9 protein-coding genes are annotated in these 11,591 nt (G+C 63.0%); 7 read left to right on the top strand and 2 right to left on the bottom strand.

Going from position 1 to position 11,591, the window contains the following annotated elements; all coding sequences use genetic code 11:
• Positions 1 to 133 precede the first annotated feature (133 nt).
• Complete coding sequence (murQ, locus tag CXQ94_RS09890; RefSeq protein WP_104089247.1) at positions 134 to 1,111, top strand: N-acetylmuramic acid 6-phosphate etherase; 978 nt, start codon at positions 134 to 136, stop codon at positions 1,109 to 1,111.
• Here the strand turns inward: murQ and CXQ94_RS09885 are convergent.
• Together CXQ94_RS09885 and CXQ94_RS09880 are read right to left on the bottom strand one after the other, a co-directional pair.
• The gene (locus CXQ94_RS09885) at positions 1,050 to 2,552 is read right to left on the bottom strand and encodes a serine hydrolase (RefSeq protein WP_104089243.1); all 1,503 of its coding nucleotides are present in this window, start codon (positions 2,550 to 2,552) and stop codon (positions 1,050 to 1,052) included. The two genes, murQ and CXQ94_RS09885, sit on opposite strands and share 62 nt — an antisense overlap.
• Before the next feature lie 47 nt (positions 2,553 to 2,599).
• Positions 2,600 to 3,913 carry a M20/M25/M40 family metallo-hydrolase gene (locus CXQ94_RS09880; protein ID WP_104089240.1) on the bottom strand — a complete coding sequence of 438 codons (1,314 nt, stop codon included), beginning with the start codon at positions 3,911 to 3,913 and terminating at the stop codon, positions 2,600 to 2,602.
• Positions 3,914 to 4,080: 167 nt separating this feature from the next.
• On the opposite strand from CXQ94_RS09880, the gene CXQ94_RS09875 reads away from it, so the two are divergent.
• From CXQ94_RS09875 to CXQ94_RS09850, 6 genes are read left to right on the top strand one after another with little or no spacing between them, the layout of a single operon-like run.
• Positions 4,081 to 5,943, top strand: a complete 1,863-nt coding sequence (locus CXQ94_RS09875) for an ABC transporter substrate-binding protein (protein ID WP_104089237.1) — start codon at positions 4,081 to 4,083, stop codon at positions 5,941 to 5,943.
• A 3-nt stretch (positions 5,944 to 5,946) separates the two neighbouring features.
• Positions 5,947 to 6,981, top strand: coding sequence for an ABC transporter permease (locus CXQ94_RS09870; protein ID WP_104089235.1), 1,035 nt, complete (start codon positions 5,947 to 5,949; stop codon positions 6,979 to 6,981).
• The gene (locus CXQ94_RS09865) at positions 6,978 to 7,907 is read left to right on the top strand and encodes an ABC transporter permease (RefSeq protein WP_104089233.1); all 930 of its coding nucleotides are present in this window, start codon (positions 6,978 to 6,980) and stop codon (positions 7,905 to 7,907) included. The genes CXQ94_RS09870 and CXQ94_RS09865 overlap by 4 nt, the downstream gene beginning before the upstream one ends.
• Positions 7,907 to 9,589 carry an ABC transporter ATP-binding protein gene (locus CXQ94_RS09860; protein ID WP_104089230.1) on the top strand — a complete coding sequence of 561 codons (1,683 nt, stop codon included), beginning with the start codon at positions 7,907 to 7,909 and terminating at the stop codon, positions 9,587 to 9,589. The genes CXQ94_RS09865 and CXQ94_RS09860 overlap by 1 nt, the downstream gene beginning before the upstream one ends.
• Positions 9,586 to 10,503: an LD-carboxypeptidase gene (locus tag CXQ94_RS09855; protein ID WP_104089227.1), complete on the top strand. Its 918-nt coding sequence runs from the start codon at positions 9,586 to 9,588 to the stop codon at positions 10,501 to 10,503. Before CXQ94_RS09860 ends, CXQ94_RS09855 begins: the two co-directional genes overlap by 4 nt.
• A complete protein-coding gene (locus CXQ94_RS09850) occupies positions 10,500 to 11,591 on the top strand; it encodes a serine hydrolase (RefSeq protein ID WP_181034158.1) in 1,092 nt (363 codons plus the stop codon). Before CXQ94_RS09855 ends, CXQ94_RS09850 begins: the two co-directional genes overlap by 4 nt.

The following is an 11,591-nucleotide window of genomic DNA, read 5'->3' as shown; positions in this document are numbered from 1 at the left end:
CGCAAACCAAAGAGAAAAAAAAACAAAAAAAAAAAAATTTTTTTTTTTACAAAAAAAAAGAAAAAAAAAAAAAAAAATAAAAAAAGGGGTCCCCCCAATTCCCCCCCCCCCCCCCCCCCCTCGAAAGGTCTCCGTGAACAACCAAGACGCGACCGCCGCCCTGCGCGCCGAGCTGGAGACTCTGACCACGGAGTCCTCCAACGACCTCTATCCAGACCTTGCGGTCCTTGACACCACGGAACTGGTCGCGGCAATGAACGGCGAAGATGCCCTCGTCCCTGCCGCAATCCAGGGTCATCTGCCCACCATCGCAGCCATCATCGATGAAATTGCCAAGCGGATGCGCGACGGCGGACGCCTCATCTATGTGGGTGCCGGAACCCCCGGCCGGATGGGCATTTTGGACGCCAGCGAATGCCCGCCCACGTTCGGCACGGACCCATCGTTGGTGGTGGGGGTCATTGCCGGAGGGCGCCAGGCCGTGAATCAGGCGGTCGAAAACGCCGAGGACAGCGAGGCCGCCGGGGTAGCCGACATGGATGCCCTGGATCTTACGAACAACGACACAGTGGTCGGCATTGCCGCATCCGGCCGAACCCCCTACGTCATCGCTGCCATCAAGGCCGCCAAGGCCCGTGGCGCCTACACTGTTGGGTTTGCCTGCAACAACGGTTCCCCGCTGGGTGCTGCCGCGGATACCGCCCTGGAAATCGAGGTGGGCCCCGAATTCCTCAGCGGCTCCACCCGGCTGAAGGCGGGCACCTGCCAAAAACTGGTCCTGAACATGATCAGCACCATCGTCATGGTCCGCTTGGGCAAAACCTACAAAAACGTCATGGTTGACCTGCGCGCCACAAACGCCAAGCTCCGGGCCCGCAGCGAACGCACGCTCATGCGCGCAACCGGCTGTGATGCCCCCGCGGCCGCGGCCGCCTTGGCCGCCGCGGACGGCCATGTGAAGGCAGCCGTTCTGGCGATTATGACGGGGTTGCCGGCCCAGGCCGCCGCGACGCTTTTGGCAGAACATGGCGGCTACCTCCAGGAGTCCATCACTGCCGGGAGCCAATCTCAAGCAGCTGCACCCGCGGCGGGTGAACCGGTGTCATCGTAATCCTCAGCGTCAGGGCGCCGTCCCGCGCCGGGAGCTCCCATTCCACGGCCGCTGGCGTCGCCCATTTTGCTTGCAAGTTCCCGGGCTCGGAGCGTTCGGGCTCAAGGAGCGGCCCGACGACGGCGAGCGCAGCATCCAACGCTGCCTGTCGTTCGGGCCATGGCTTGTCCAGCCCGACGTTGGTGCTGAAAACCTCATCGTCCTTGGTCAGCTCAGCGTTCCGGACGAGTGCTTCCACTGCTTCCATGGCCTGTAGGGTTTCCGGCCAGGGCGTGCCGGCCGGCCGCTGGTCCTTGGATGGTTGCGGACTTTCGGAGGCACTGGTTGCGGGGGCGGCACCTGCTTCCCGAGTCAAACGGGCTTCCAAAAGTTCCCGCACAGGGATCCCCACATTCGAGTAGGTGGCGTTCTCAAAGCCGACCACGACTAATTCCTGTCCGGGGTGCCAACGCATATGGGAGCTGAATCCCGGATAGCCACCCGAGTGCCCCACCACCGTCCCATGGACGGCGTGGTGTTGGACAACCAGTCCGTAGCCATAACCGTCTACGGTGCCGTCCGTGTCAGGTTCACCGGCTATCTGGTGCTGGGTTTGCATCTCCCTGCGCGTTGCACGGCTCAACGGACCGTGCCCGGGCTCATCGTCACCGGCGAACGCCTCCGCCAACCAGTCACCCCACCGTCCCAGATCATCCAAGGTGCTAAAGAGCCCGCCGATGGCCGAAAAGGCCCCGGGCTTACTCGTGGCCAGCTCGGTCCATTCGGAATCCAGGCCCGCAGCTATCAAGGCATTCTTGCGGTAGCCAGTGGCTACTCCGGTGGCTGTTGATCGACCGCCGTCAATCCCCGCCAGCACCTCGTCACGGCTGAAGACCGTCCCGGCCATGCCCAGCGGTGCCAAGATTTCTTGCTCGACAAACTCCCTGTAGGGGGATCCGGAGACAACTTCCACCACGCGCCCGAGCATTGCATAGCCCAGGTTGGAATACTCGTAGCCGCTGCCGGGCTGGCGAACCAACCGAACGCCGTCGGCCAGCAACTGACTAAAGTCCGCTTTGGTAGTGCTCTCCTGTCGATCAGCCCAGGGGTCATCGGTGGGGAGCCCCGAAGACATGCTCAGGAGCATGCGCAGCGTGAGTACAGATTCACCAGGTTCTTCACCCCACCCCGTGACCCTGAGCTCGGGCAGGTAGCCTGCTACGTCATCGTCCAGGTCAAGGGCACCACGGTCACGGAGCAGCAGGACCGCTGCGGCGGTGAAGGACTTGGTGCAGGAGGCAATCCTGAAGGCCGTGGTGGTTGCCGGTTCGGTGCCCTCGCCGTCAATCCGCCCCGCCAACCCTTGTCCCACCCTGGTTCCCCGGGAGTACGCGGCTAGTGCTGTGGCGGGGGCACGGCCCTCCCCTGTCCTGGCGCGCGCGCAATCCTGGAGTTCGATCATTGTTTTCACTTACTTTCGTAGTCGGCTAACCCGGAGTGGAATCTCGCTCAGACGGCGCTTAAGAAGTCTGCCAAAATGAGCTGGCCGGTGATCAGGCTGTGCACGGGAACTCGTTCATCAACGCCATGGACGCCAGCCACGGTCCTGCCGTCGGGGTCTGCTCCGAGGGGCGAGAATCCATAGCAAGAGATACCCAAGGGGGCGAACGCCTTGGCGTCGGTGCCCCCTCCCATGCAGAAGGGAACCACTACCGCGGCGGGGTCGTGGCGCTGCAGGGCCGCTGTCATGGCGGTGAACCAGGATGAATCCGGCGAGGATGAGGTGGGCGGCTGGTAGGAGAGGAACTCCCGGGTGATCCCCTCTCCGAGGAGCCCGTCAATGGTGGCGAGCGTTTCTTCCTCCGTACCAGGGAGTGCCCTGATGTCGATGTCGGCCTCTGCTACCCCTGGAATGACATTAACCTTGTAGCCCGCGCGCAGGACCGTGGGCGTTGAGGAGCAGCGCAGGGTCACTGACGCCACGGTTCCGGCCTCTCCCATGGCGTCGACAGCGGCCTGCACGCCCTCTTCGCTGGTGAGGTCGGCGCCGAAGCCAAGTGCCGCCGTCGTGCCTTCAATGTAGGCGCGAACCACGGGGGTGATGGTCAGCGGCCAGCGGTAATTACCCACCCGGTCCAGGGCGGATATCAAGGTCTTGACGGCATTTTTGTCCACGGGCCGCGAGCCGTGTCCCGAGGTTCCGGTGGCGCGCACCCGGATGTGGAGGGTTCCGCGTTCGGCCACAGCCACCGGGTAGAGGTGCACCGGGGAGCCGTCGACGGCGGTCAGAATGGTTGCGCTCCCACCGGATTCACCGATGGCGGCTTCCACCCCGGCAAAGAGTTCCGGATGCTCCGCTGCCAGCCACAGGGCGCCGTAGTCTCCCTTGTCTTCCTCATCGGCCACGAACGCCACAACGATGTCACGCCGGGGCCGTGTGCCGGTGTCCGCCCAGTTCAGCAGCGTCACCAGTGTCATGGCCACCATGTCCTTCATGTCCGAGGCCCCTCGACCGTAGACGTAGCCGTCCTTGACAAGCCCGGCGAAGGGGTCGAAGCTCCATTGCTCCGGTTCGGCAGGAACCACATCCAGGTGCGCATGGACCAAGAGGGCCGGCAGAGACGGCTCGCTGCCAGCTACCCGGACCACCACCGATGACCTTTGCGGATCCGGGCCCAGCAGCACCGGGTCATAGCCGGCATCCCGCAGCAACCCATGGATGAACGCGGCTGCTTCGTTCTCGCCCCGGCTATTGCCTTCACCAAAGTTTGTCGTGTCAAAACGAATGAGCTGGGCACAGAGTGCTGCCACGTCGTGCTTCATGGGTTCTCCTAACGGTTTTGCATCAAGAATGAATCTCCTCTAGGAATCGTAAGTGATTTGCATTACGTTTGGGGAGTTCGTAACTCATTTACATCATTCGCTTGACAAGCTCGGGGCCGTCGCCGCTTTGCGCCGACCCACACGTTGCACAGCTGAGGGGAAAAGTAATGGCATTTCACGAGACCACTGAAAAACTGACGCCGCATTCCGGAGCGAAAGGCAAACCCCGCCGAAGGCTTGCGGCAGCCGTCCTGGCCGTTTCCCTGGCCATGGCCCCTCTTGCGGTGGCCCCAGCAGCCAACGCTGCCACCGAAACCCCGGGCACCGGCACCATCTTGAAGCTGGCCCTGACAGGCGACATCGATTCCTTGAACCCGTTCAAGGCAATCCTGGCCTCTAGCACCAGCATCCTGGGCCTTGAATACCAGAGCCTGGTGGCCTACGGACCCAAGAACAACGAAGAGATTCCGGGCATGGCCGACAAGTGGGAGACCTCTCCTGACGGCAAGGTCTGGACCTTCCACATGCCCAAGGACCGCAAGTGGAGCGACGGCGAGCCCATCACCGCCAAGGACGCCGAATGGACGTTCAAAGCCATTCAGACCAACGACGCATTGAAGCAGGCCAACGGTGGGTTGCTTGAAAGCGTCGCATCCGTCCAGGCGACCGATGACGAAACATTGATCTTGACGCTCAATGAGCCCCAGGCCCCCAACCCGGGCACGCAGCTGCCCATCATGCCCGCCCATATCTGGTCCAAGGTCCCGGATCCGGCCACGTTCACCAACGAAAAGGACAGCGTGGGCTCGGGCCCGTTTGTCATCTCCAACTACGACAAGACCTCCGGTGTCACGCTCAAGGCCAATCCCAACTACTGGCAGGGCAAGGCAAAGATTGCCGGCATCACCTACGTCCCGTACAAGAACACCGACGCTGCCGTCCAGGCACTGAAAACCGGCGAGATTGACATTGTCAGCAGCCTGACACCGGCACAGTACAACGCCCTGAAGAACGTTGACGGCATCACCACCAACGCTGGGGCGGGCCGCCGCTACCAGGCGATCGGCATCAACCCGGGCACCCAAACCCACGATGGAACCCCCATGGGTGACGGCAACCCTGCCCTGCATGACCTCAAGGTTCGCCAGGCAATTGTCATGGCCATCGACAACAAGACGCTGCTGGAAAAAGTCATGCAGGGGCTCGGGCAGCCGGCCACCGGTGAAGTCCCGGCCGCCTACCCCCTCTACCACTGGGACACCAAGGACTTGCCGCTGAAGTACAACGTCACGGCAGCCAACGCACTCCTCGATGAAGCCGGATACGCCAAGGGCAGCGACGGAATCCGCGTCGACAAGCAAGGCGCCCCACTGAAACTTCGCCTCATGGGCCGCAACACCGATCCCACACACCAGCAGATGGCCGACTACATCAAGCCATGGCTGAAAGAAATCGGAATCGATGTCTCCACCGTCATGAAATCCTCCGCCCAGGTCAATGACGATTCAACCGTGGGCAACTTCGATCTGTACTTCACCGGCTGGGGCATGGGCCCGGATCCGGACTTCCAGCTCTCCATCAACACCTGCGCCTCCCGCCCCAATGCCGACGGCACCGGCGCCACCAGTGAGAACAACTTCTGCGATCCTGCCTACGACGCCATTTACAAGGCACAGCACGTGGAACTGGACCAGACCAAGCGCAGCGCCTTGGTCAGCCAGGCCCAGGAAATGATCCACAAATCAGCCGTCAACGACGTCATGTACTACGCCAACTCACTTGAGGCCTACCGCTCGGACAAGTTCGCCCCGTTCACCACACAGCCCGAATTGGGCGGTGTAATCACCAGCCAGAACGGCCCGTGGAGCTTCTACTACGCAACCCCGATGGCGGATGTCTCGTCAACGAATGCGACCTCCGGCGGATTCAACGCAGCCTTTGTAGTGGTTCCCCTGGTGATCGTGCTGCTCGCCGGTGGCGGATTCGTCCTGTACCGTCGCCGTCGCACAACCTCCGACGAGCGCGAGTAGCCCATGTCGGCGTCACAACTGGTAGGGGCTGAGACAGCCAAAGACCTGGATGAGCCGGGCCGCGGAACATCATGGCTGCGTTATGTGGCCATGAAGGCTGGCGGCTCGCTGTTCTCCTTGGTCATGGTGGTGCTGCTGGGCTTCTTTGCCTTCCGAATCTTGCCCGGTGACCCGGTACGGTCACTGGCCGACGGCAGGCAGGTCACAGCCGAACAGATGGACATTCTGCGCAAACAGTACGGTCTTGACCAGCCGGTCATTGCCCAGTTCTGGCGTTACCTGACCGATCTGTTCCGCGGAAACCTCGGCGATTCGTACACCTACAATCGCCCGGTCATGGAACTGATCCTTGACCGGCTCGGCCCCACCCTGTTGTTGACCGGAACCGCAGCCGCGCTGTCCGTTGTGCTGGGCCTTTGGCTTGGCCAGCGGACGGCGTGGCGCCGCGGCAGCATGTTCGACAAGGCACACACCGGCATCGCGCTGACTCTTTGGTCGGTGCCCACGTTTTGGCTTGGCCTGCTCATGCTCCTGATATTTGGTGGAACCCTGCATTGGTTCCCGACCGGGGGCATGGTCACGGCCGGCAGCACCGCCACCGGTTTGGCCTATGTTTGGGACGTTGCCCGGCACCTGACGTTGCCCATGCTGACCATGGTGGCTGTGGTCTATGCCCAATACCTGATGGTGATGCGCGCATCCCTCCTGGAGGAGATGAGCGCAGATTACCTGGTCACGGCCCGAGCCAAGGGCCTGCGTGAGGATCAGGTACGGCGCAAGCACGCGGTCCCCAACGCGCTGCTGCCCACTGTCACCTTGATCTTCCTGACCTTGGGCGGTCTGATCGGCGGCGCCGTGACAGTGGAGACGGTCTTCTCCTGGCCTGGGCTCGGCTACCTGACCTTCCAAGCTCTTTCAGCCCCCGATTTCCCGCTCCTGCAGGGAACCTTCGTCGTCTTTTCATCGATTGTGATCATCATGAACTTCTTCGCAGACATCTTGTACCGAGTCCTTGACCCCCGGCTGCGTACAGCATGAGCGCGCCGTCCGGGCAGGAAACCCTGCCAACAAACAAGGCACCCAAGATCAACGTGGCGGCAGCAAGGCGACGCCAGCGAGCTGGGGAGGTATGGCGCGAGTTTTGCTCCAACCGTTCCGGACTGATTGGCCTGGTAGTCCTGGCAATCGTCATTGGACTCGCCCTGCTGGCACCCATTTTGGCACCGGCAGAAACGCTCGACGTCACCCGGATTACCGCCGGCCAGAACGAGCCCCCGTCCTGGGCCAACCCCCTCGGCACCGATCCCTCCGGGCGCTCGGTGCTGGCCATGCTCATTTGGGGAGCCAGGGTTTCCCTGCTGGTCGGTTTTAGCGCTACCGCCGTATCCATGGTCATTGGCACCGTGGTGGGCATGGCCGCAGGTCACTTCACCGGCTGGACCCAGGCGGCGTTGATGCGGTTGATCGACTTCTTCCTGGTAGTCCCTGGACTGGTGCTAGCAATCGTTCTGTCCTCCATCATCGGCCCCGGTGTCACCACCATCATCGTCGCCATTGGCATCACCTCATGGGCGGGAACGGCACGCATCGTCCGCTCCCAGACACTGACCGTGGAATCCAGGGCCTACATCGAACGCAGTTGGGCCTTGGGCGCCTCCAACGCGCACATCATCCGCAAGCATGTCCTGCCAGCCGTCATGCCTCTGGTCTTGGCCAACACCACCCTGACCGTGGGATCGGCAGTCATCGCCGAATCCACGCTGTCCTTCCTTGGCCTCGGCGATCCCAGCAGCATCTCCTGGGGCTCCATGCTGAAGATGGCCCTGGACACCGGCGCCGCAACAGGCGGTTTCTGGTGGTACGTCCTCTCCCCCGGACTTGCAATCGTCGGCGTCGTGCTTTGCTTCACCCTGGTGGGTCGCGCCCTTGAATCAGTCATCAATCCAACGTTGAGAGGCCGCTAATGCCCCGCCTGGAATTTGTGGATCTGTCAGTCATCTACCGTACTCAGACAACGGTCGGCCCAGGTGAATTAACAGCGGTCGACGGCGTCAACCTAGTAGTGGAGCCCGGCTCCACTCTCGGCCTGGCTGGCGAATCGGGCTGTGGAAAGTCAACCCTGGCCATGTCGGTTCTGCGGCTGTTGCCGGCCAACACCCGCACCACGGGAAAAATCCTGTTGGGCGAGGAAAACGTCCCCGACCTGGGATGGGGCCGCCTGCGGGCGGTGCGGTGGACCGAAGCGGCCATCGTTTTCCAGGGCGCCATGCACTCTCTGAACCCCGTGCGCAAGGTCCGGGACCAGATCGGGGAGGCTTTACTGATCCATGCCTCCGGTGACAGGGCAAAATACAAGGAAGAGAAGGTCCGTGACTCCCGCGTCGCTGAACTGCTCAAACTGGTGGACCTCTCCCCCGCGAAGGGCAACAGCTACCCGCACGAGCTGTCCGGCGGGCAAAAGCAACGCATCATGATCGCCATGGCCCTGGCATGCGAGCCCGAGCTGATTATCGCGGACGAGCCCACAACTGCCCTTGACGTTGTGGTGCAAGCACAGGTCTTGCAGGTCTTGGGCGATCTTGTGGCCTCCCGGGGGCTGTCCTTGATCATGATTAGCCACGACCTCTCGGTTCTTGCGGCAACCTGCGAACGCATTGTTGTCATGCAGCGCGGAAAGATCGTTGAGGACGGCCCGTCCGCCGAGATCATGCGCAACCCCCAGCACCCGCACACCCAGGCCCTGGCCTCCGCCTTTCCGCTGATTGGCGATCCCGCATCCCGGCTGCGCCTGCCCTCATACGCCGCACCCGAGCCCTCGGGCACCACCTCAGGTGGGCAGGCCCAAGGACACGCCAACGACGTGGTCCTTGAGGCCCGCAATCTCACCGTCACCTTTGGCGGGCGGGGCGGCGCCACCAACGCCGTGGACAACGTCAACCTCAGCTGCCGGCGTGGCGAAATTACCGCACTCGTGGGCCAGTCCGGCTCCGGCAAGACCACCTTGGCTCGGACCATGCTGGGTCTGCAACGGCCCACCTCCGGCGCCGTGTACTACGACGGAAATCCGCTCAAGCACCGGCGCAAGGATCTGAAGTCGTACCGGAAGGCAGTGCAGTTTGTGCTGCAGGACCCGTCGGCGGCGCTCAATCCCAAGCACACCGTGTACGAGGCCGTCGCCGAGGGCCCCCGCCTGCACAAATTGCCCGGCGATGAGCGGGAGATCGTGTCCCGGGCGTTGCGCCGGGCAGAACTGAACCCGCCCGAACGCTACCTGGCCACCATCCCGCAGGAACTCTCCGGCGGGCAGCGCCAACGCGTGGTGATCGCCGGGGCCCTGGCACTTGACCCGGAATTCCTGGTCGCGGATGAGCCGGTGGCCAGCCTGGACGCCTCGGTACGCGCAGACATTCTGGCGCTCTTGTTGAAGCTGAAGTGCGAATCCGGGGTTGGCGCCCTGGTTATCACCCACGATTTGGGTCTCGCCTGGAACATTGCCGACCGGGTGGTGGTCATGTATCAGGGAAAGATTGTGGAGGAAGGACCCGTGGAACAGGTTTTGCTTGATCCCCAGCACGAGTACACGAAAAAGCTCCTCAGTGTGGTGCCAACGGCCCAGGTGGCGGCCGATCTGGACGGTGCCAAATGAGCGCCGTTCAGCTCCCCGGTCCCTTGCACGCCGGGGACCGGGTGGCACTGATCTCCACCTCAGGAACTCCCAGCAGCGAAAACCTGGACCGGGCCATTGCCCTCCTGGAATCCTGGGAGCTGGTGCCGGTGCCGGGCGACAACGTCCTGGCCACCCATCCCCGGGCCAAGTACCTGGCCGGAACCGACCAGCAGCGTGCCGCGGACCTGCAGCAGGCGTGGTGTGATGACTCCGTGGCCGGGGTCTTCATTGTGCGCGGCGGCTACGGCACGGTTCGGCTACTGGATCACCTGGACGTCCCGGCGTTGCGCGCCGCACGAGCCAAGCCGTTGTATGGCTCTTCCGATGTCACCGGAGTCCATGAATTCTGGGCTGCCGAGCTGGGCGTACCCACCTGGTTCACCCCGATGATTGCCACCACCTCCCTGCTGGATGACCCCGGCGCCGTGGACAGCCTGAAGCACGCCGTTTTTGAACCGGCCGCAGGCCGCGCCTTCACAGCCGCCACGGCGCAGACACTGGTGCCGGGAACAGCCCACGGGGTGACGGTGGGCGGCAACCTGAGCCTGCTTGCCATGACCATGGGTGCCCACGGCAACAACAAGCCCTCCAACCAAGGCAAAATCGGCCTGTTGGAGGACGTCACCGAGGACATCTACAAACTCGATGGCCTCCTGCACACGCTCCTGCGCGCCGGCTGGTTTGAGGGCCTGACCGGCCTCGCCTTGGGTTCCTGGAAAGACTGCGGCGAACTGGCCGACGTCCGCGAGCTCTGTGAGGAGCTACTGGTCCCCCTGGGCATCCCGCTGGTATGGGAACTGGGTTTTGGCCACGACACGGGCGCCCACAGCATCCCGCTGGGAGTCCCCGCCACGCTCATTGCCGACGAATCCCCACGGCTGGTGCTGCAATGACACCACCTCCAGTTTCCGGCCTTGCCGCTGAATTGCAGGGGATTCTTGAGCGCGCCGTGGTTGGAGGAATCACGCCATCGGCGAGCTGCGCCGTGGTCAGCAACGGCGTCCCCTTGCCGGTCATCACCGCGGGGGACGCCGTACCGTCAACGTATTTTGATTTGGCATCCGTCACCAAGGTCTTCACGGCCATCACCGCCTTGTCACTGGTAGACAGCGGAATCCTGGACCTCGACGAACCGGTGTCCGCCTGGCTGGAACCGTATGCCAACGGTGGAAAATCTGCGGTGACACTGCGCCACCTGCTGACCCACACCTCCGGGCTCCACGGCACCTGGGATGGCTGGCGAACGGCACTTGCCGCCGGCGCGGGCTTCAACCGTGCGGCCCTGCTGGATGACCTTTTGTCCACCGACCTTGCGGCGCCTGCCGGGACGCGCTTTGAATACTCCTGCGTTGGCTACAACACGGTGATGGCCCTAGCAGAACGGGCCACCGGACTGCCCTGGGCCCAGTTAGTGACGGAACGTGTGCTGCACCCGGTGTCTGAACAGCAGCCGGGAACCGGTGTGTTGGAACTGACCGGCACACCGGAGGCTGCACGCTGTGCCCCCACCGAGTTCCAGCCCGAATACGGTCGCGGCATGGTGTGCGGGGTGGTCCATGACGAGGCCGCATGGTCGCTGGGCGGGCTTTGTGGCAATGCTGGCATGTTCGGCACGGCAGAGGCACTGGCAATTTTCGGCGAGGTCGTCCGGACAGGGCTTGCGGATATCCTGAGCCCGGCACTTGCCGCCGAAATGTGGCAGGACCAACTACCCGCTGTCTTGGGCAGCAATCTGGAATCCGGCGGACCCGGCTATGGCCATGGTCTAGGTTTGCGGATCGGGCAGGAGACGTGGATGGGCGCCCATTTCCAGGCCCGCGGCCACAACGGATTTACCGGAACGTCGCTGCTGATGGACAAGGAATCCGGTATCACCGCCGTCCTGCTCACGAACAGGGTTCACCCCAGCCGCACGCTCTCGGATGTCACCGAACTGCGCCACACCATCTCGGATGCGATCTACACCGCCGCCGGCCACTAA

Source organism: Arthrobacter sp. GMC3 (assembly GCF_002929305.1).
Taxonomy (GTDB): Bacteria; Actinomycetota; Actinomycetes; order Actinomycetales; family Micrococcaceae; genus Specibacter.
This window is presented reverse-complemented; position numbering and strand designations above follow the sequence as displayed.